Below are 20,513 nucleotides of genomic sequence, written 5' to 3'. Positions count from 1 at the left end.
GCGGAGCCGCCAGGGGCCGAAATCAATCACCGATTGAACCGGGCTGCCGTTTCCTTTCCAATAGGCAGGACCAGTCTGAGTCTTGTCCCCGGAGGGGCGGCGGTCCCCCAGCAAGGAGGTTGCCTTGGACCCCCTATCGGCCAGCGCTTCCGCGATGCAGGCCTTTCAGCAAAAGCAGGCCGTGACCGCGAACAATGTGGCCAACGCCAACACCCAGGGGTTCAGCCCGAGCCGGGCCGAGCTGGCCGCACAGCCCCAGGCGGCGCAACAGGGCACCGGCGCGAGCGCCGTTACCGCCGCCGGCAACGGCGTGGCGGTGGGCGCGGTCAACCGGCTTGGAGCCGGGGAGGTCGCCGGCCTCCAAACGACGGGGCGGTCCCTCGATGTGGCCATCAACGGCAATGGCTTGCTGCCGGTGGAGACCGGCGACGGCCAGGCGTTCACCCGGGCCGGGAGCTTACAGACCAATGGCGACGGCCAGGTCACCGATGCCAACGGCAACCCCGTCGCGGGCGACATCAAACTTCCCGTTGGGGCGAGCAATGCCGCCGTCGGCCGGGACGGGACGGTGACCTACGAGAGCGCCAACGGCCAGCGCCAGGAAGCCGGCCAGATCGAGGTGGCAGCCTTCGCCAATCCCGCCGGCCTGGAGGCCCGGGGCGACGGGCTGTTCCAGGCTACCCAGGCCTCCGGGGCCCCCAATCGAGGCGAGCCCGGCACCGGTGGCCGGGGCGCGCTCGAATCGGGCGCCCTGGAGGCCTCGGGTACCAGCCTGGTCAACTCCATGGTCGACCTGATCCAGGCGCAGCGGGCGTTCGAGGCCAACACCGGAGCGTTCCAGACCGCCGACCAAATGCGCCAGAGCGCCCTCGACATAACCACCTGAGCCCCACCCGGGCGGGGTGCTGCCAGTCGCCCAGGGAGGAACCCAAAAACCAGGGCGGCGTTTCCTTGGCCCGAAACGCCGCCCTGTTGGCTTTTGCCCCTCCCACGGCCCCGTGTTCCGGGGCACCCGGAAGCCAGGGCAGGGAAGGGGCCCTGGCCCCCACCCCTGCCGTTGGGGTATAGGGTCCAATTGAGACCCGCCGCGGCAAACCAGGGCAGGGAACGGATGAATTGAGCTGACTCTCCCCCTTTTATCCCGTCGCAGCCCAACCGCATTTTGGTCACATGAACAAGCTGATTCCCTGCTACGAGGGCAAAAAGGCGGAGCCGCGGCGGGAACGACTCCGTCATCATCCCGGGGCAGAGGGGGGAGCCAGGGAGTGGGCCGGTCGGGTCGACCCAGTTGTTGGCATGGATCGTGCAATTAACATGGTAGGATAAGAGGGTTTTGGCAGGGCCGATAGCCCTTGTTCACCGGCCGGCGGGCTTTGGCCAATGCCCCTGGCCGGATAGCCACACAGCCATCACGTCATTGCTGATCGGCAAGCCGGGTAGGCCAATCCCAGGTGAGCCGTCATGGGAGGAAACCGGATGGCCGCACCGCAGACCGTCGTCGTGGCGGACGATTCGCGGCTGGCCCGAAAGCAGCTTATCAAGGTGCTGCCGGAGGATTGGAAGGCGGCGGCCGTGGAGGCGAGCAACGGGCAGGAGGCCCTGGAAGCCTATTTCGGCTACGCCGAGGTGGTGCTGTTCCTTGACCTGACCATGCCGGACATGGACGGCTTCGAGGTCCTCCAGGCCTTGCACGACAAGGGCGAGGACCACCGGACCATCGTGGTTTCCGCCGACATCCAGGAGGATGCCCAAAACCGGGTACTGGCCCTGGGGGCGCTGGATTTCTTGGCCAAGCCCGTGGACCATTCAACCCTGGCGGAAGTGCTCCAGAAGGCGGGCATGCAATGACCGCCGCCCCCGAGCTCAGCGAGGAGCAGCAGGATGCCCTGACCGAGCTGGTCAATGTGGCGATGGGGCAAGCGGCCTCGGCCCTGAGCCAGCTGCTGGGCACCTTCATCAAGCTCCATGTCCCCAGCGTTCGCGTTGTCGATGCGCGCGCTCTGCGGAATCACATGGACGAGGGCAATGTGTTGCCCGACCAGGTTTCGGGGGTCAGCCAGGCCTTTTTCGATCAGATCCGTGGCGAGGCCCTCGCCCTTTACGATCTTAACGGATCGGACCATCTCGCCAGCCTCCTCGGCGAGGACAAGGATCCCGGCGACCTAGCCCCCGAGGACGAGGACGAGCTGCTATTGGACGCCAGCAACATCGTAACCGGGGCGATCCTAACCGGCCTGGGTGAGCAGCTAGGCAGTCATTTCTCCTTCACCGCGCCATCCCTGCTGGGCAAGGAGTGTGAAACGTCCGATCTCCTCGACCCCACCAGTCAGGAATGGGACAAGGCGTTGCTGGTGGAGGTCCGCTTCGCCGCTGAGGAGCGCGCCTTCGAGTGCCGCATCCTTCTGATCATGCTGGAAGAATCCATCGATACCGTGCGCGGGCTGGTGGACGGCATCCTGGCGGATCTGTGAGGGGGTGCCATGAGCCACCCTTTTGAGCTTAACCAGGCCCAGATGGCCCACATCCTCGAGGCGATGGGGGCCGGTGTCCTGGTGGTCGACCCCGATTTTCGCATCGTATTCATCAATCATTTCATGTTGGCCCACGCTGGCCGGGATCGGGCAACCACCGAAGGCCGGAGCCTGTTCGACTGCTTCCCCGAAGTGCCGGAGAGTTGGTTCCGGCGCAAGGCCCGCAGCGTCTTTTCGCTGGGCCATCGGGCCTTTTCTTCCTGGCGGCAGCGCCCTTACCTCTTCCATTTCCACCCGAACCGTCCCGTTACCGGGCATGCCCGGGAAATGCGTCAGGACGCCACCTTCGACCCCATTTACGGCGACGATGGCCAGGTGGCCTACCTTGCCCTGACCGTGCTCGACGTCACCGAGACCAGCATCTACCAGGAGCGGGCCGACGCGGCGAACCGCCAGCTGGAAGAGATCAGCATCCGGGACGGGCTCACCGGTTTGTTCAACCGTCGCCACCTAGAGAACCGCCTCGAGCAGGAGTTCAAGCGCTCCTACCGAATGGGATCCCCCCTTTCGGTCCTTCTGCTGGATGCGGACCATTTCAAATTCGTCAATGACACCTATGGTCATCAGGCCGGGGATGAGGTCTTGCGGACTATCGGCGCTTTGCTTCAGGAGGCATTGCGCAGCTTTGACCTGGCAGGGCGCTACGGCGGCGAGGAGTTCGTGGTGGTGCTGCCCCAGACGGATCTGGAGGGGGCCGAGGTGGTCGCCGAGCGCATCCGGCAGCGCCTGTTGCAGGAACAGTTCGCCGCCGACCAGGGGCGGTTTTCGGTCACGGTGAGCGTCGGTCTGGGAGAGCGGGCCGACGGCGTGGAAAGCCCCGATCACCTGCTCAAAAGCGCCGACGAGGCCTTGTTCGAGGCCAAGGCGAGCGGCCGCAACCGCATCGTGGCCAACCGGCAGACGGCTTGAGGACTCCGCGACGCAAGGTGTGGATTTCCCTGGAGTCTGCACGGCATTTTGCGGCGGCGCGCATCTCCCGGCCGGGGTAGGGCGCAGCGGCGGGGCGCCCCTGCGGGCTCTGCCGCGGCCATGGGGGTGGGACTGGCCTCGATGGACAGGCAAGGATCGCCTGGTTGGAGCGGGTATCCCCGCCACGATTGCCTTGCGCTGGCCGCTTGCGCGCGTCACCGCATGCCGCCGGCGGTGCCCGCAAAGCCGCCTGGACGTCGAGGTGCCGGATTGCGGCGCTTCCCCGGTCTCCGGCCAGCCCTTCGCCGGCTTCGGTGTAGCCAGCGCAAGAAAAGGCGGCGTTTCGATGACCCGAAACGCCGCCCCGGCGGCTTTTGCCTTTTGTCGCGGGTACGGGAACACCCCGCACCCGGAGCCCTTCCGCCGGGCTCAGGCGAGGTCGAAGCGGTCCGCGTTCATCACCTTGGTCCAGGCCTTGGCGAAGTCCTGAACGAACTTCGCCTGGGCGTCGTCCTGGCCATAGACCTCCGAGATGGCCCGCAGCTGGGAGTTGGATCCGAAGACCAAGTCGACGCGGGTGGCCCTCCACCTAGGCTTGCCGGTGTTCCGGTCCTGGATCTCGAACTCCTCGGCCTCGTCCGAGGTCGGCTCCCACTTGTTCCCCATGTCCAGCAGGTTCACGAAGAAGTCGTTGGTGAGTGTCTCGGGCCGGTCAGTGAGCACGCCGCGCTGGTCGCCGCCGACGTTGGCGTTGAGCGCCCGCATGCCACCGACGAGCACGGTCATCTCCGGCGCGGTCAGGGTCAGCAGCTGGGCCCGGTCAAGCAGCAGCTCCTCGGCCGGTACCGTGAAGCGGTGCTTGAGGTAGTTGCGGAAGCCGTCGGCGACCGGTTCCAGCACCTCGAATGCGTCTACGTCGGTAAACTCCTGGGAGGCGTCGGTACGTCCCGGGTGGAAGGGGATCTCGACGGGGTGCCCGGCCTTGTCGGCGGCCCGCTCGACGGCGGCATTGCCGCCGAGGACGATCAGATCGGCGAGCGACACGCGCTTATAGGCCGACTGCTCGCCGTTGAAGGCCTTCTGGACGCCCTCGAGGGTGTCGAGGACCCTGGCCAGCTGCTGCGGCTGGTTGACGGCCCAGTCCTTTTGCGGGGCCAGGCGGATGCGGGCGCCGTTGGCACCGCCGCGCTTGTCCGAGCCGCGGAAGGTCGATGCCGAGCCCCAGGCCGCCGAGACCAATTCGGGGATGGTCAGCCCGGAAGCGAGGATGCGGTCCTTCAGGTCGGCCATGTCCCTTTGGTCGATCAGCTCGTGGTCGACCGCCGGTACCGGGTCCTGCCAGATCAGGTCCTCGTCCGGGACGTCGGGACCGCGGTAGCGCGCTTTCGGGCCCATGTCGCGGTGGATCAGCTTGAACCAGGCGCGGGCGAAAGCGTCTTCCAGCTCCTCCGGGTCGGCGTGGAAGTGCCTGGCGATCTCGGCGTAGCTCGGGTCCACCTTCAGTGAGAGGTCCGTGGTGAGCATCATGGGTGGATGCTGCTCACCCGGCTCGTGGGCGTCGGGTGTCATGTGCCCGGCGGCGATCCCTTTCGGGGTCCACTGGTAGGCTCCAGCGGGGCTCTGGGTTAGCTCCCACTCGTAGCCGAACAGCAGGTCCAGGTAGCTGGTGTCCCACTGCGTCGGGGTATGGGTCCAGGCGCCCTCGATGCCGCTGGTCAGGGTGTTGGGGCCCTTGCCGCTGCCGTAGTCGTTGCGCCAGCCTAAGCCCTGCTCTTCGAGCCCGGCGGCCTCGGGCTCGGGGCCCAGATGGGACGGATCCACGGCGCCGTGGCACTTGCCGAAGGTGTGGCCGCCGACGATCAGCGCCACGGTCTCGTAGTCGTTCATGGCCATGCGACCGAAGGTGTCGCGAATGTCCTTGACCGCCGCCTCCGGATCCGGGTTGCCGTTGGGCCCCTCCGGGTTCACGTAGATCAGCCCCATCTGGACGTTGGCCAGCGGCTCCTCGAGCTCGCGCTCGCCGCTGTAGCGCTCGTCCTCGAGCCACTCCCTCTCCGGCCCCCAGTAGGTGTCCTCCTCCGGCTCCCAGATGTCCTCGCGCCCGAAACCGAATCCGAAGGTCTTGAAGCCCATGTCCTCCAGGGCGCAGTTTCCCGCCAGCAGGATCAGGTCCGCCCAGGAGATGCGGTTGCCATATTTCTGCTTGATCGGCCACAGCAGGCGCCGTGCCTTGTCGAGGTTGCCGTTGTCGGGCCAGCTGTTGATCGGCGCGAAGCGCTGGTTGCCGGTGCCCCCGCCGCCGCGGCCGTCGCCGGTGCGGTAGGTGCCGGCGTCGTGCCAGGCCATGCGGATGAACAGCGGCCCGTAGTGGCCGTAGTCGGCCGGCCACCAGTCCTGGGGCTCCCGCATCAGAGCGAACAGGTCCTGCTTGAGGGCCTCGACGTCGAGCCCCTTGAGGGCCTCGGCGTAATCAAAGCCCTCGTCCAGCGGGCTGCCGGCGGCAGTGTGCTGGTGAAGGATCCGCAGGTTGAGCTGGTTAGGCCACCAGTCCTCGTTGCCCGGGCCGCCTGCATGCAGCTCGGTTCGGGCGCCGTGCATGACGGGGCACTTGCCCCCGCTGTCGCCATGGTTGGTATTTTCGGCCATTTCCTTCTCCCATTTGAGTCGCCTCGACCCACCCGGAAGGTCGGATGAGGCAGTCATTGCGCTACAGTTCGTTGCGGTTGCGGTCACCGACCTCCGATATCGAACTCACCGGCGACCGGCTCAGGGCCTAAGGTGGACCCCGCCGCCAGATTGGTCCAATTGAATGTTAAAAACTTTTTGATAGTTTCCGGCTATTAGGCCAGGGGCAGGTCTACCTTTGCCTCAAGGGCCCCGCACCGGCCGGATTCGTAGGTGATCCCCAAATAAAACTCCTTTCAATTTTAGACATAATGTTGCGGAAGGCCATTCAGCCCTCCCGAGCGAAGCTGTGTCCGTGATGTCGATCCTTAGGGCTGTCGCCGTCCCCCTAGCCGCAGGAGACCTCCCCCTTGGGGCGGAACTTGGGATCCATGGAGGGGGGGTGGCGAAGCCGTCGGTGGTGGTGCCCTTCAGGTTCGGGCTAGCGGACTTAAGGACTTGCCACTGGACAAGTGATAGCCCTTTAAAGGCGTGTGTGCTCCTCGCGATAGGAGGGGTGGGGTGACCTCTTGTCCCAGCCCAAGTCCGATAACATCGGGTCCATGGTGGAGGTGACGTGCCCGAGGTTTGTGCTATCTTGGAGTTATACAGCCTTTGCAGCCGGGCTCGGCCTTCAACGCAAAGGCTGAGCATGTTGCTATTGGGGCTGTAAGCCGATTTCGGCTTGTGTTCAAGTGGGCAAGGGGTCAACGGGGCTTTGGAGCGCGCGGTCTAACGCTCGCTTGGAAGGAAAAGGGGAGGCCATGGTAAAGCGGTCGCCTGAGCCAGATGAGTCCCGGATCGAAAGCCTCTTGGGGCAGTTACGGGAACGTTACGTCGTCATGGGCGAGTTTGAACCCTTGATGCGGGGTATCGAGCGCGAGCTCACCCAATCCCTATCCGGTGAGCCGGGCTGGCGTGTGGTGGCGGCCCTTCGCCGCCATGTCAGTGACCCCGTTTACCTACGGGCGGTGGGGCAAGGGGAGCTGCGTTATTCCCTGTTCGGGGACCCTGTGGGGGAAGTGACCGAGGCCGAGCGCCAGTATGCCCTGGCGCGGTTGCATGCCTATGAGGGCAAACCCACCCAAAGCCGGGACCCGGGCTCTTTCTTCGAAGGCATTCGCACCGTCCTTCTCGAACAGGTGGCCCTGCGCTTTGGCGACGAGGCCCGCGAAAAAACGGAACAGGCGATGCGGGCCTCCCTTCCCCCAGAAGCGGTTGATCGCCTCTCCCACGGGGTCCTGAAATGCAAGGATAAAGAAAGCTGGTTTGCGTTGCTGGAGCGTGCAGAATCCCAGGACGAGCTGTTGCTCGACCAGAACCTAACGCCCTGAATGCGGTAACTTGGGGCCCTCCAGCCTTTAGCCCCGCCCGGCGGTTTGCTTGGGTTTCGCCCGCCACCCCTTGGCCGTACTCGGCTAGGCAACCTCAGGCCGGGCCGGCTCCGGCGTTTGGGGGGAACCTTGCCTTGGGTCCAAGGCGCGCCCTCATACTTCCTAGCCCCCTTTCGAGCCTGCGGCGCCTTAGCGGTACACTCGGGCGTCCTCCCTGGTCCATGAGGCCGGGGAGCTCCCTTCGAGCAATGAAATCGGATTAATACCAGGTACCCCATGATCCCGTCCCAGCCTGCCACCGGAAATCTGGTGGTCTACAAGTCCCAGCCCGGCCGCGTCGATGCGGTGGAGGGCGACAAGGTCGTCCTCTCCCTGTCCGAGGGCGGCACCAAACGCGTCCGGCCCAAGGACGTCACTCCCCTCCATCCCGGGCCGGTGGCCGATGTGAGGGCGCTGGACGCCGGCTCGGGGGAGATCGAGGAGGCCTGGGAGGCCTTCGCCGGGGAGTCACTGACCCTGGCGGATCTGGCGGAGCTGGCCTATGGCGAGTTCACCCCGGCCACGGCCTGGTCCAGCTGGCGGGCGGTGACCGAAGGGTTGCTGTTCGAGGGCGAGCCCGATGATCTGGACGCCCGCGATGCCGAAACCGTGGCGGCCGATCGGGAACGCCGGGAGGCCAAGCAGCAGGCCGCGGCCGAGCGCAAGGCCCTGCTGGAGCGTTTGGCCGCCGGGGAGATGAGCCCGGAGGACACTACCGCCGCCGCCGAGCTGGAGCGCCTGGCCCTGGGGGCCACCCAGACCAGCTTCATCCTGCGCGAGCTGGGACGGGAGGAGAGCCCGGCCGAGGCCCAGCGCCTGCTGCTGGCCAACGGCCACTGGACCGAGCTCACCGATCCCCATCCCGCCCGCTTCGGGGCGCCGCAGTCCGGCGCCGAGGGGGATGTGCCGGAGCTGCCCAAGGAGGATCGGCGGGACCTCACCCACCTGGACGCCTTTGCCATCGACGACGTCGGCAACACCGATCCCGACGACGCCGTCAGCCTCGACGGCGACCGCGTCTGGGTCCATGTGGCCGACGTGGCGGCGGTTGCCCCCCCGGACTCCGACCTGGACGTGGAGGCCCGTAGCCGCGGCGCCACTTTGTATCTCCCCGACGGCATGCGCACCATGCTACCCCCGGCCGCGGTGGAGCGGCTGGGCCTGGGCCTGGCGGCGACCTCGCCGGCCCTGTCCATCGGCTTCCGGGTGGCCGATGACGGTGAGCTCACCGACATCGAGGTGGTGCCCAGCTGGGTGCAGGTCACGCGGCTGTCCTACGATGCCGCGGACGAGCGCATGGACGAGCAGCCGCTGGCCCGGCTGGCGGAGCTGGCCGAGCGCTTCCGGGCGGGGCGCCACGCCAACGGCGCGGTGGCCTTCCAGCTGCCGGAGGTGGCGGTGCGCCTGGACAGCAGCGGCGAAGTGGTCATCCGGCCCATCCAGGAGCTGGCCAGCCGGCGCCTGGTGACGGAGACCATGATCATGGCCGGCCACGCCGTGGCCCGCTTCGCCCAGGCCGAGGGTCTGGTGATCCCCTTCGCCCAGCAGCCGGCCCCCCAGGGCGAGGCCGGAGGCGAGGGCCTGGTGTGGGCCTACGCCCTGCGCAAGCTCATGCGCCCGTCGCGGGTGGAGCTTGCCCCCGAGCCCCACGCCGGGCTGGGCCTGTCCGCCTACGCCCAGGCCACCAGCCCCCTGCGGCGCTACCACGATCTGGTGGCCCACCAGCAGCTGCGCACCCACGTCACCGGCGGTACGGCGCCCGATAAGGACACCCTGGCCGAGCGCATCGCCGGTGTGGGCGAACTAGTTCGCGCCCTGAGGCGTACCGAGCGCGCCTCCAATCAGCACTACAAGCTGGTCTACCTCCGCCGACAGGGCCAGTGGCAGGGCGAGGGCGTGGTGGCCGAGCGCAACGGCCCCAAAGGCCGGGTCCTTATCCCCGAGCTGGCGCTGGAGCCCACGGTTACCCTGCCCAAGACCCTCCAGCCCGGCACCACCGTCACCCTCCACCTCACCGGTGTGGACCTGCCCGCCCTGGAGGCCCGCTTCCGCGCCGAGGAGGGCTGACCACGGCGACCCGGTGGGGCACCATGGTCCCTCCAACCCCTCGTGGCTGGATTGGATAGAGCGTCTCCCTTCTATGGGGCTGGCTGGTGGTTCGAATCATACCGGGGGCGCCACCATCCCCGGGGCGCGGCTGGGCTGGCCCTGACGGGCGTCCTGTGTCCCCTTAGAATCCCCAACGAAAGCTCAGCGGCCCAACGTGAGCCAGCCTAGCCTCCGTCGTTCCGTCGGCCCGGTCCTGCTGACCCTCTACGGCCTCGGCAACATCGTCGGGGCTGGCATCTACGTCCTGTTGGGCGAGGTGGCGGGTGCCGCCGGCAGCACCGCGCCGTTGGCCTTCGCTGTGGCCATGATCGTGGCCGCCTTGTCGGCGCTAACCTATGGCGAGCTGGCGGCATGCTATCCCCGGGCCTCGGGAGAGGCGCTCTACCTGGAGCGGGCCTTCGGGGTGCCAGCCCTGTCCTTAGCGGCGGGGCTGGCGATCGCGGTGGCCGGTATCGTCTCGGCGGCCGCCTTGGCCCGGGGCTTCGCCGGCTATTTCGCCGAGCTGACGCCGGTTCCCAATTGGGGCGGCATCGCCGGCGTTGTCCTGATCCTCGCCGGGATTGCCGTGTGGGGCATCCAACAGTCCCTGCGCGCCTCAGCGGTGATGACGGTGGTGCAGGTTGCGGGCCTGCTGATGGTGATCGCCGGCCTGGGCGGGGCTCTGGCGGAGCTGCCCGAGCGTGCCGATGAATTGGTTCCGGCGGCGCCCCAGGCCTGGATGGGCCTGTGGATGGGCGGTTTCCTGGCCTTCTACGCCTTCATCGGTTTCGAGGACATGGTGAAGGTGGCCGAGGAGGTGCGCCGGCCCCGACGGAACCTGCCATTGGCCGTTCTGGCTGCGCTGGGCGGCGCGGCGCTGCTGTACCTGGTGCTGGCAGCGGGGGTGGTTCTGGCTTTGGAGCCGGCCAGCCTGGCCGGTACCGAGGCGCCCCTGGTGGTGATCTACGAGGCCACCACCGGCCGGAGAGGGATGGTGATCACGCTTTTCGGTCTGGTGGCGACACTCAGCGGTATCCTGGCCCAGCTCATCATGGCTTCGCGTCTGCTCTACGGCCTGGCGGAGGAAGGCTGGCTGCCCGCAGTGTTGGCGCGGGTGAGTCCGCGCACGCGAACGCCCATTCCGGCGACGGTGGTGGTTGCCGGTCTCGTCCTGATCTTGGCCCTGGCCTTCCCGGTGGTGGGCCTGGCCGGGCTGACCAGCGCCCTGATCCTGGCCGTGTTCGCCGGCGTTAACCTCGCCCTGTGGCGGCTGCGGCGAGGGGACCCCGGTTGGGGCGTGGGCATTGCGCCGCGCTGGGCGCCGCCCATCGCCCTGGCTGCCACCCTCTTACTGGCCGCCGGTGGCGTGGCGTCGCTGGTGCGCTGACGGCGATGGCGGCGGATGATCCGGATCAAGGAAGCGCCGGTCGGACCGCCGCGAATTGATCCCGCTCAAAAAGGGGTGGGAGGCAGCGGCTAGTCGATGACGCCGCCCAGCCTGTGACGGATCTTGCCGGTTGCCCGATCCAGGTCCCGCTGGCTCACCCTGGGCACGGCCGTGCCTTCCTGCCGACGATGGCGCTCGAGATCGCGCCAGGCGGCGTGGACCCTTTGGCGAAGGGGCTCGTAAGCGGCCAGGGAGGGCGAGCGGGCCAGTCGCTCCCTGATGGCCTTCATCTCCCGGCGGGCCGATTCGCCATCGCGCCGGACACCGGCCTCCAGCCAGCGCCGCAGGGCCTGCTGAAGGTCGCGCACCTCGCTGCAGGCCAGGTCCCGGATTGACCCGGCCAGCCCTTCCAGATCCACATCCTCCCAGCGGCCGTGCTCGACGAGCTCGGCGCTCTCCAGCAGCCAGGCATGGAAATCGGTCTCGGGGCTGGCCATGAGCAAAAAGTTCTCAAAACGTTTTTATCCCCCATGATAGCTGGGCCAGCCCGAAGGGACCAGGGAACCGTCTCCACCCGGTCTGGCCCGGATAGGTCCGTGACCGAGCACCAGGCCTCCGCGGCCGTCGCCGGGGCGCGCCTTCAAAACCGGGCCTGGAACAAGAGGCATTGGGCCGGGTTGCCCGTGGCAAAAGGATTGGGGTGGCTCCGGGACCGGGTGGACTGGTTTGTCCCCAACGCGGGATAGGGTCTACGCCCCCCGACCCTAATGATTTAGGCTGGCTTCTCGATCCTGCCACGGTGAAACCTGCTGGGGCCGTGGCAACGCGGCCAGTTCGGTCAGGAGGTGCCCACCAGAGCCGGCCCTGCCTGGCTAATGGGCACTCCCAAAAGGCCCTGGAGAAGCCGGGGGTCGCCTTTCTGGACTGCGGCACATTGGAGGAATGGCTCCACGTCCTGGCCGATCTGGAGGAATGACCAAACCGCTTGAGCCGCGCCCTTGGTAGGCGAAGGGGCGTGCCACGAGGCAGACTCGAAGGCGCCCGGCAAGGGGCCAGAACCACGGCCGCAGCCCAGGGGCACGGTTTCGGCAGCGCGCCCGGGGCCCTGGGCATTAGGCGGCGGCGGGCGCTCCCATTACCCCACTCCCCGGTGGCTGACGAGCGCGTGGTCGGACGGAAACGGGTGGCTGGACCCGCAAGTTGATCCATTCCAGACCTTGCAATGCGCACGCACGGACTCGACCAGGAAGGGCTCCCCATGTGTGGCCGGTATGGACTCCAGACGCCGGTGGACGAGCTGGCGCGGCGGTTAAACGCCGAGCTGGCGCTCGCGGATCCGGGCCCGCGCTATAACGCGGCACCCACCCAGACCCTGCCGGTGGCGCGCCAGCCCGAGCCGGGCCGGCGCGAGCTGATCAGGATGGAATGGGGGCTGGTGCCGTTCTGGGCCAAGGATCCCCAGGAAACCCGCTCCAAATACAGCCTGATCAACGCCCGCGCCGAAAGCGTGGCCGACAAGCCCGCCTTCAAGGCGGCTTTCCGCCGCCGCCGCGCCCTGATACCGGCGGATGGTTTCTACGAGTGGCAGGAGCAAGGCGGTGACCGCCCCAAGCAGCCCTACTGGATCCGGTTGCGAAGCGGTGAGCCCATGTTCTTCGCCGGACTCTGGGAGGGCTGGGAGGGCGAGATCAACGGCGAGCCAAAGGTCATCGAGAGCTACTGCATCATTGTGGGCGAGCCCAATGAGCTGCTGGCAAGCATCCACAACCGCATGCCCGTGGTATTGGGCCCGGCCGATTGGGGCCTGTGGCTGGACCCGGAAGTGCGCGACCCCCAACCCCTGAGTTCCCTGCTGGCTCCTTATCCCGCCGAGGCCATGGAGGCGGTGCGGGTGAGCCGGCGGGTGAACAGTCCCGCCAACGACGATCCGGGGCTGATCGAGGCGATGGCTTGAAAAAGCCTTCTCTTTCCCTCTTAGGGGAGAAGGCCGGGGTGAGCGGTGACCAATTCCCGGCGTAGCGGGGTCCGTTAGCTTCTCGGGCGCGGGGCTCGCCCTCCGGGCATCTCGCTTCGGGCGGCGTCCCCCTCGGCCTGGCTGAGGCCTGACCGCTACCCACAACGGCGGTCGTGCAGCCAGGACCCCAGCAGGACCTCGGCATCGTTCAGATCGCGCCGATCCGGCTGGGGCTGGCGCGCCTCAGAAGTCGAGAAGGTCCTTGGCCTTTTCCTTGAGCTTGTTCTTCTCCTTTTCCAGCTTGCTGCCGGCCTTCTCCTTTTCTTTCTCCAACGCGCCCTGGGCCCGATTCTGAAGGGCCTGCTCCAGGCCCACCTGGACACCGGGGTCGGTAATCTGGCCTTGAACGCGCATAGGCACGGTCAGGCCCCGCAGCTCCTGGATGGCCGCAGCGGTGTCGTCGCCAACAACGGCTTCCAATCGGTAGTCGACACGCCCTCCGGCGAGGTCGAGAAAGCCCTGACCTTCGGCGTCGAGCACGCCCGAATGCAGACTCAGGTCGTCGCTGCGGACCTTGCCGCCGTCCACGGTGGCACTGCCCTTGAGCTCCCGAAAGCGTGTGCCGTTGGCCCGGTCATCCGCATCGGCCTTGCCCAGGGCGGCGTAGGCCCTTGTCAGGGCCTGCTCCAGGTCGAAGCCGGCGATGGTCCCCTGACGCAAGGTATAGCTGCCCTGGCCGGCGAGGGTGTCTAGGATCGCCTGGGTCGACAGGCCTTGAAAGCCGAGATCGGCGGCCAGATCGGCGGTGCCGGTGACCGGGGCTTTGCCCGTGAGGTCGGAGAGCAGGGCCCCTACTTCGATGCCGGTCAGGCGCTCATCCAGGGTTGCCTCGAGAGTGTCGCCGCGGGCGTCTAGATGGGCATCCCCGCTATAGCGTCCCTCGTACAGCTGCGCCTTCAGGGGATGGATGCGGAAGCGACCGTCGCTGCCTTCCACCCGGGCCCGCAGGTTGCTGAGCCGCATCCCCCGCAGCCGCAGCCGGCCTATGGTCAGCTCCCCGTTGACGCCCAGGTCCCGGAGGAGAGCCAGTGGCATTTGGCTGGCGCCGGTGCCGGCGGCTTGGCCCGGAGTGGTCGGGGTGGCGGCGTTGCCCTCGGCGGGCGGTGGCAGGTAGCGATCGGCGTCGAGGCCGTTGAGGGCCAGATTGAAGCGCACCCGGGGGCCGGCGAAAGCGGGCATGCCGGCGCTGCCGGTGAGGCGGGAGTCATCCAGGGTGGCGGTCAGATCGGTCAGGAGCGCGCCCTCGCGGTCCGCCGCGAAATTGGTTTCCAGGGCAGCCTCGCCAAGGGCCTCGGGGTCGGCGGTCTCCGGCACCGCCAGGCCCAGTGCCCGGAGGGCGCGGCGCGGGGAGAAGGGCTCCAGCGTCAGCCGGCCACTGGCCTTGGGCTCGGCGTTGAGGCCACGAGCGCTGGCGCTGGCCCTGAGGTCAGCGCCCACTGCCTTCAGGTTCAGGCGGCCCAGCTCGGCGGTGCCAGTTCCCTGGTCCCACTGGGCCTTCAGGTCCAGCCGGGCACCGTTGAGGGCCGTCGGGCGCAGATCGGCGGGCAATTGGCCCGACAAGGGTGATACCAGACGGCGGCCATCGGTGACCCGGGCACTCAGCTCGGAGCTAACAGCCGGTCCTGGCTCGGGCAGCTCCAGGTTCGCCCGACCCGAGATGGCCAAGCCCAGCAGGGAGCCTTCCAGATCGGTCAGTGACAGGCCGTCCGGTCCCAAGTTGCCGGTGATATGGCCCTTGAGGTAGGAGCCGGTCAGGGAATCGGCCTGTCCGTCCAGGGCCGCTCCGGCTTCCCTCAGCAGAGGGGCAAGCTGCTCTCCGTCGCTGACCGTGATCTTGGCCCGGCCGGTCACGGTTGCTGCGTCCTGGATCCCCTCGAGCCCCAGGCTGCTCTGCACGCGGCTGCCCCAGGCACGCAGGTTGAGACCGTCGATGGACGCGGTCCCGGCAGCCAGGTCGGCAGCGAAATCCCCGGTCAGAGTGGCGGTAAGCGACCCTTCCGGAAAGACGGGGCCGGTCAGGTCGGTTTCCCATCGAGCGTCCCGGAAGGTGTAGCGGTCCTGGGCCGGGTCGACGGTGGCCCGGCCATTCAGCTCCAGAGTGCCCGCCAGCTGCGGTCGGTCGCTGGCCAATCGCAGTGCCACCGAAACCGGGAAAGGCTCGCCGGGGCGTACCGCGCCGCTTGTGAGATCGATCCCGGTGGCCCGATAGTGACTGTCGGTGGTGGCATCGCGCCAAGAAGCCTGGGCGTCGCGCAGCTCCACTCCCGCCAGGGTGAGTCCGGCCAAGGCCCCATCGGGCGTGGTGCCGGGGCCCTGGGCCGGCTCCGTGTCGGCCTCGGGTGGGCCCTGCGAGCCGTCGGCACCCTCTCCAGGACCCCCCGCGCCGGTAAGGTCCGCCCAGTTGGTTCGGCCGTTGGCATCGCGGGCCAGGTTCACTTGGGCGCCGTGAAGCACTACCTTGCCCAGGGTTATCTTCCCCCGGAGGAGCGGCCACAGCCGAACCCGCAGATCGGCCGTTTGGACCCGGGCGAAGGGCTCCGGGCCGAAGCCTGCAGCGTTGCCTAAGGTGGCTTGAGCGGTCTCGGCGCCCAGCCAGGGGTAGACCGATAGCTCGAGGGGGCCGGCAAGGGTCAAATCGCGGCCAGTGCGCCGCTCGACCAGACGCTCGATGTCGTCACGGTAATCGTTGGGGTCAATGGTTAGCGCAAGCACGGCAGTGGCCGCAACCGCCAGGGCGAATACGGAGACGAAAGCGATCAGGGTGATCTTGAGGACACGTTTCATGGCTATACCGGCCTCGCAGGCGGGTCGAGGGCGGGCGCTTGGGCCCGGGCCCGTGGGTCAGGCAGGCTCTAGGCGGTTGCGCCCCTGGGTCTTGGCCCGATGTGGGCACTATCCACGCTTCGTGTGACCTCGTCCAGACCGTCCCCCGGACCGTATTGGTTGACCCCGAGGCTGATAGTCACCGTAGGCAGCTCGGGAGCGTTGGTCTCCGCCGTAGCCCGGCGCAGGTGTTCGGCCAGGGATGCCGCCTCGTCAAGGCCGGTCTGAGCGAGCAGGATCATGAACTCCTGCCCGCCCCAGCGCGCCAGTTGATCGGACTCGCATACTAGGCCGACCCTTTCCGGGCGGTATGGATCAGGACCTGGTCACCGATGGGATGGCCGTGACGGGCGTTGACCGCCTTGAAATGGCTGATCAGGCTGAAGGTGCTGCTATAGTGTTCGGCGCGGTTGATCTCCTCGCCGATCAGCTGCTCCAGGTGCTTGCGGTTTAATAAGCCGGTGAGGGAGTCGTGGCTGGCCCGGTAGTCCAGCTCGGCCCAAGACGTTTTTGCTCGCTGATGTCGTGCCAGACGGTGACGAAGTGCTCGCTTTGCCCGGCTGCGTTGCGGACCACCGCGATCGATTCGGAGACCGGGCAGATAGCGCCGTTTTGGTGTCGGTTCCAGATCTCGCCTTCCCAGTGGCCTTTCGCCAGGATCCGTTGCCACATGGCCCGTTAGAGCCGGGCATCGTGGCAGCCGGATTGAAGGGTACGGGGATTGCGGCCGATGACTTCCTCGGGGGCGGTAGCCGGTGATGGTGGTAAAGGCCGGCCTGACCCGCTCGATACGGCCTTCGGGGTCGGCAATCATGGTGGCCTGTCCGGTGCGGAAAGTGCTGGCCAACAGACGCAGCTCGTCCTCCAGCTGCTGTTGCTGGGTAATATCCTGGACGGCCCAGATGAAGCCCTCGGACAGATCCCCGCGGGTGACCGCATGCCCGCGCAAGCAGGCCGCCCTTTTCCCTGCAGTGTCAACTTTGGGGCCTGTGGGCCCCTTTAGGCCCTCGGCAATGGCCTCTCCGGGGTCCTGACGGGGCCACACCCCGCAAGGGCTCCGGCTTAGCCGGATCCGGGGTCGGGGCAGTGTCCTGGCGCAGTGATGCGCCGAGTCTCTGTGACAGGAGTCTAGGATTCCGGGGGCTCGCTTCCCATCTCTTCGGCCACCATGTCCTGGATCAGGTAGGCGAGGTGATCAAGGGCAGACTGGAATTCCCAGAAGAACTCCGCCTTGGGGTCCTCGGACCCGGGGAGCTCGATGGCATTCCATTGCTCGCGCAGGTCGCCGGCATCGCTTTCCGGATCATCGGTTTCCATGATCAAGGTGGTGTAGAGCTGGGCAACGGCGTAATTGAGGGCTTCGATTTGGCCGCCGATGTCTGCCATGGCTCGCTACTCCTGTGGGATTGGGTTGCGTAAGGACGATCCTCCGTCAGGAAAGGGTTCCTGGTCCAGCCGGCTGTCGCCAAAGTTGACGAGAAAGGTGGGATGTTCCAGGTTGAAAAGAGGGGCCCAGCCGGCGGGCTGAATCCGCCCGCCGCGCGGGTGGTTGACCCCTTCCGCCCGCTGAACTCACTGCGGGCGCGGTGATCTTCTTTCGGGTCGACGGCTTCACCCCGGTTCTCCTGGGGTTGCGCTCCTCGCCGTCGGCCCGCCCATTCCCCTTCCACCCCCTCACCCGTGGAGGAGGGCCGGACCATGACCTATTACACCCCCTATGCCACCACCGTAGTGGGCGCCTACAGCGTCCCCCGCTGGTACGAGATCCTGGAACGTGAAGTGGAAAACGGCGGGCTGAGCCGGGCCGATATGGCGAATGCCCAGTTCATTGCCAGCCAGGGGGCCATCCTGGACCACGATACCGCGGGCATCGACATCCTCACCGGCGGCGAGATGCACCGGCGGACCAATAATCGCCATGCGCCGCCGAACGCCATGCTCAATTTCTTCTGGAGCAAGATCCCGGGCTTCTCCGACGAGACCCGGCCCAAGCCTATAACCGGTCAGGATCCTAACGTCACCCATCCGGCAGCGGTGTGCAACGGTCCCATCCGCTATGCCGACCTGGGGCTGGTGGATGAGTACCGGATGGTGTCACGCTTCGCCGCGGGGGCGGTGAAGGTGACCATGACCGGCCCACACATGCTCGCCAAGGTCGCCCACGACGAATACTACGGTAACCTGACGACCATGATGCAGGACTTGGCCAAGGTCATTAACCGCAACCTGAAGGACCTGGAAGCCGCTGGGTGCCGCTATGTTCAGATCGACGAGCCGCTGTTTGCAGCCGTCGACGAGGACGAGGTGGCGGCCGCGGTGGAAGCCATCAATATGGCCATCGAGGGGCTCAACCAGCTGTCCGTTATGGGCCACATCTGCCAGGGCAACTACGCTGTGGGCGAGGACTATGACGGCCAGATCGGTCACCGCTACTTCACCGGGAGCTACCCGGCCGAGCTGATCACGGGCATTAACTACGACGCCCTGCTGGTGGAGCACGACATGGTCAATGCCTACCGGGGACTGCTGGGGAATAAGCGCTTGGCTGTGGGGGCGGTGGATGTCCAGGACCTCGAAGTGGAGAGCCCCGATACAGTGGTGCAGCGGATCCAGAACCATTCCTGGCTGGTCCCCGAGCAGACCCTGATCACCAGCACCTGCGGCATGAACCATCTACCCCGGGACATCGCCTTCGGCAAGCTGGAGGCCATGGTCACGGCCAAGCAGATCCTCGACCCGGCACGGCGGCAGCAGCGGGCGGGTTGAGCCGTACCGTTCCTAAGGTCCTGCTCCCGGGTTTCTTGGGGTTAAGCCCGGGAGCCATTCACCCCTGCAATGGGAGGAGGCGTCTTGTCCATCGAAGCCCTTTGGTCCGTCGTATTTTCCGATGAATCCGGCCCCCATACCGCCGGCGGTGTATTGCTGCTCCAGAACGGCCATGTCCACGGTGGCGACAACAACTACCACTATCAGGGCACCTATCGCATCGAGGGCAACCTTATCCGGTTGCATTTGACGGCCACCCACTTCCACGGCGGGCGCAACCACGTGGTGGGCGACCGGGACACCTTCGGCCTCAATCTGGCCGGAACGGTGGCCGAGCAGGTTATGGAGCTCACCGGAGAAGTGGAGGACGACCCCGCCACCAAAGTGGTGGCCTCCCTCCAGCGGTCGGCGGAGGTGCCCACTCCGGGACCGGCCACCGTGTAGGGCCGCTAGCCCTTCTCTGGGAGAAACCGGTCGGACGCCAAAACGGCCCTCCCGGGCTTTCGGGAGGGCCGCTATTGTCGCGAACTTGGAGCGACCCGGCGTCCGCGGTGAGAGGTTTACTTCTGCCCCTGCCAGCGGAGGTTGTACCCGATTTCGTAGGTATTCTCACAGTACTCGAGCAGGTGGTCGAACTTGTTTTTGAAGGCCTCGTCGGCGTGAGAGCGCTCGTGGGCCTCGAAGGACTCCCAGAAGGTCAGGATGGCAATGTGGTCCTCGTTATCCGGCTGGGAGCTAGGGTCGATACTGCCCTCTTCCGAGACGAAGCCGGCGGACTGGTAGACCACGCCACCGTAGAACTCGGGGTAGGTCTCCTTGACCACCTCGCACATTTCACCGAGGGCCAGCTCAGCGTCCTCGACGGTATAGCCGGACTTGAGCTTGGCCACGTTATACAGCATGACGTGATTGGCCGGTATCTGGATGGCCTCGAACATGGTAGTTGACCCCTTTAGTCGGGTTTATGTACCCATTAAGACCCGGCCCAATATTAGAAGTTCCTAAAATTTTTAATGCCTTTACTCCCCCCGGGAGGTGATTGCCTCCAACAGGGCCGAATAGTCCGCCTGGCCCAGGCCTTGCCCTTCCGCTCGTTCCAGGAGGCGGCCGATGGTCACCATGAGGCTGGCATCCAGGCCGTCCTTGCGGGCGGCGTCCTCCATCAGGTTCACGTCCTTGAGAAGGTGCTCCAGGGGGAAGTTGGGGCTGCCATAACTGCCCTCCAGCATCCGGCCCAGCTTTTTATCGAATGTGGGCGCGTAAAGGGCGCTGTCGCGGAGGACGGCCATGAACTGCTCGACGTCCAGGCCTTCCCGCTGGACCAGGCCCAGGGAAAGGGCGAAGGAGGTGGTGAGTCCGGCGATGAGCTGGTTCATGGCTAGCTTGAGGGCCGTGGCCTGGCCCACCTCGCCGATGTGGAGGGGATTGGTCCCAAAGGCGGCGAGCAACGGCCCGGCGGCGTCGAACTGCTCGACGGTGCCACCGACCATTAGGATCAGGCTGCCGGAGCGGGCCTCGGGGATGGAGCCGAGGACCGTGCACTCCATGAGCTCGCCCCCGGCGGCCGCTACCTCCTCGGCCAAGGCGCGCGCCTCATGGGGGCCGATAGTGGCCATGTTGAGCACCCGGCGCCCGGCCAGAGCGGGCCGGGATTCGTTGTTGAGCAGCACCTCGCGGATGGCGTCGGCGTTGGCGACCATGGTGATCACCCAATCCGCCTCGCTGATGGCGTCGTGGGGATAGGTCGCAACCTCCGCCCCTTCCTCGGCCAGGGCCTCGGTCTTGCCAGGGCTGCGGTTCCACACCGTGACTGTGTGGCCTTCGGCCAGCAGGCGGCGGGCCAGGGGCTCACCCATGAGCCCGGTACCCAGAAGGGCGATGTGCATGGCGTCCCTCGTCGAGTCGGTGGCGATTGGTACCCGGCCATTCTAGGCGGCGCGCCCGCGGCCGGGAAATCC

Annotated in this window: 18 protein-coding genes; 10 read left to right on the top strand and 8 right to left on the bottom strand. The window is 66.8% G+C overall.

What is annotated here, in order from left to right; all coding sequences use genetic code 11:
* Window positions 1-124 precede the first annotated feature (124 nt).
* The 4 genes from V5A19_RS04180 (at window position 125) to V5A19_RS04165 (ending at window position 3,440) form a co-directional block, all read left to right on the top strand.
* Window positions 125-886 (top strand): flagellar hook-basal body protein, encoded by a 762-nt coding sequence (locus V5A19_RS04180; RefSeq protein ID WP_332317997.1) that lies wholly within the window; start codon window positions 125-127, stop codon window positions 884-886.
* A 590-nt stretch (window positions 887-1,476) separates the two neighbouring features.
* Window positions 1,477-1,848, top strand: a complete 372-nt coding sequence (locus V5A19_RS04175; protein WP_332317998.1) for a response regulator — start codon at window positions 1,477-1,479, stop codon at window positions 1,846-1,848.
* The gene (locus V5A19_RS04170; protein ID WP_332317999.1) at window positions 1,845-2,471 is read left to right on the top strand and encodes a chemotaxis protein CheC; all 627 of its coding nucleotides are present in this window, start codon (window positions 1,845-1,847) and stop codon (window positions 2,469-2,471) included. Before V5A19_RS04175 ends, V5A19_RS04170 begins: the two co-directional genes overlap by 4 nt.
* Before the next feature lie 9 nt (window positions 2,472-2,480).
* Window positions 2,481-3,440 (top strand): sensor domain-containing diguanylate cyclase, encoded by a 960-nt coding sequence (locus V5A19_RS04165; protein WP_332318000.1) that lies wholly within the window; start codon window positions 2,481-2,483, stop codon window positions 3,438-3,440.
* 429 nt (window positions 3,441-3,869) lie between these two features.
* Here V5A19_RS04165 and katG read toward each other — a convergent pair whose 3' ends face one another.
* On the bottom strand, window positions 3,870-6,086 hold the full coding sequence (gene katG / locus V5A19_RS04160) for a catalase/peroxidase HPI (protein WP_332318001.1): 2,217 nt from the start codon (window positions 6,084-6,086) through the stop codon (window positions 3,870-3,872).
* A gap of 860 nt (window positions 6,087-6,946) precedes the next feature.
* Between katG and V5A19_RS04155 the strand changes: the two genes are divergently transcribed.
* From V5A19_RS04155 to V5A19_RS04145, 3 genes are all read left to right on the top strand, one after another.
* The gene (locus V5A19_RS04155) at window positions 6,947-7,438 is read left to right on the top strand and encodes a ProQ/FINO family protein (RefSeq protein WP_332318002.1); all 492 of its coding nucleotides are present in this window, start codon (window positions 6,947-6,949) and stop codon (window positions 7,436-7,438) included.
* 276 nt (window positions 7,439-7,714) lie between these two features.
* Complete coding sequence (locus tag V5A19_RS04150) at window positions 7,715-9,544, top strand: RNB domain-containing ribonuclease (protein WP_332318003.1); 1,830 nt, start codon at window positions 7,715-7,717, stop codon at window positions 9,542-9,544.
* A 196-nt stretch (window positions 9,545-9,740) separates the two neighbouring features.
* Complete coding sequence (locus V5A19_RS04145; RefSeq protein WP_332318004.1) at window positions 9,741-10,952, top strand: APC family permease; 1,212 nt, start codon at window positions 9,741-9,743, stop codon at window positions 10,950-10,952.
* Between the two features lie 89 nt (window positions 10,953-11,041).
* Here V5A19_RS04145 and V5A19_RS04140 read toward each other — a convergent pair whose 3' ends face one another.
* Window positions 11,042-11,449 carry a DUF29 family protein gene (locus V5A19_RS04140; protein ID WP_332318005.1) on the bottom strand — a complete coding sequence of 136 codons (408 nt, stop codon included), beginning with the start codon at window positions 11,447-11,449 and terminating at the stop codon, window positions 11,042-11,044.
* A gap of 761 nt (window positions 11,450-12,210) precedes the next feature.
* Between V5A19_RS04140 and V5A19_RS04135 the strand changes: the two genes are divergently transcribed.
* The gene (locus V5A19_RS04135) at window positions 12,211-12,906 is read left to right on the top strand and encodes an SOS response-associated peptidase (protein WP_332318006.1); all 696 of its coding nucleotides are present in this window, start codon (window positions 12,211-12,213) and stop codon (window positions 12,904-12,906) included.
* 243 nt (window positions 12,907-13,149) lie between these two features.
* Here the strand turns inward: V5A19_RS04135 and V5A19_RS04130 are convergent, their stop codons facing one another.
* From V5A19_RS04130 to V5A19_RS04115, 4 genes are all read right to left on the bottom strand, one after another.
* A complete protein-coding gene (locus V5A19_RS04130) occupies window positions 13,150-15,750 on the bottom strand; it encodes an AsmA family protein (protein ID WP_332318007.1) in 2,601 nt (866 codons plus the stop codon).
* Between the two features lie 68 nt (window positions 15,751-15,818).
* Window positions 15,819-16,058: a diguanylate cyclase domain-containing protein gene (locus V5A19_RS04125; RefSeq protein WP_332318067.1), complete on the bottom strand. Its 240-nt coding sequence runs from the start codon at window positions 16,056-16,058 to the stop codon at window positions 15,819-15,821.
* A gap of 17 nt (window positions 16,059-16,075) precedes the next feature.
* Complete coding sequence (locus tag V5A19_RS04120) at window positions 16,076-16,738, bottom strand: sensor domain-containing diguanylate cyclase (protein WP_332318008.1); 663 nt, start codon at window positions 16,736-16,738, stop codon at window positions 16,076-16,078.
* Between the two features lie 179 nt (window positions 16,739-16,917).
* Window positions 16,918-17,175 carry a hypothetical protein gene (locus V5A19_RS04115; RefSeq protein ID WP_332318009.1) on the bottom strand — a complete coding sequence of 86 codons (258 nt, stop codon included), beginning with the start codon at window positions 17,173-17,175 and terminating at the stop codon, window positions 16,918-16,920.
* A gap of 312 nt (window positions 17,176-17,487) precedes the next feature.
* On the opposite strand from V5A19_RS04115, the gene V5A19_RS04110 reads away from it, so the two are divergent.
* A complete protein-coding gene (locus tag V5A19_RS04110) occupies window positions 17,488-18,555 on the top strand; it encodes a hypothetical protein (RefSeq protein ID WP_332318010.1) in 1,068 nt (355 codons plus the stop codon).
* Between the two features lie 84 nt (window positions 18,556-18,639).
* The gene (locus tag V5A19_RS04105; RefSeq protein ID WP_332318011.1) at window positions 18,640-18,999 is read left to right on the top strand and encodes a GrlR family regulatory protein; all 360 of its coding nucleotides are present in this window, start codon (window positions 18,640-18,642) and stop codon (window positions 18,997-18,999) included.
* 116 nt (window positions 19,000-19,115) lie between these two features.
* On the opposite strand, the gene V5A19_RS04100 is transcribed toward V5A19_RS04105, so the two are convergent.
* Together V5A19_RS04100 and V5A19_RS04095 are read right to left on the bottom strand one after the other, a co-directional pair.
* Entirely contained in the window at window positions 19,116-19,493 is a 378-nt protein-coding gene (locus V5A19_RS04100) for a hypothetical protein (protein WP_332318012.1), read from the bottom strand.
* 81 nt (window positions 19,494-19,574) lie between these two features.
* Window positions 19,575-20,441, bottom strand: a complete 867-nt coding sequence (locus V5A19_RS04095; protein ID WP_332318013.1) for an NAD(P)-dependent oxidoreductase — start codon at window positions 20,439-20,441, stop codon at window positions 19,575-19,577.
* Window positions 20,442-20,513: the final 72 nt, after the last annotated feature.

Source organism: Thiohalorhabdus sp., from assembly GCF_036628635.1.
In the GTDB taxonomy this organism is placed as follows: Bacteria; Pseudomonadota; Gammaproteobacteria; order Thiohalorhabdales; family Thiohalorhabdaceae; genus Thiohalorhabdus.
Note: the sequence above shows the minus strand (reverse complement) of the source record. Positions and strands in the feature narration are given on the sequence as shown.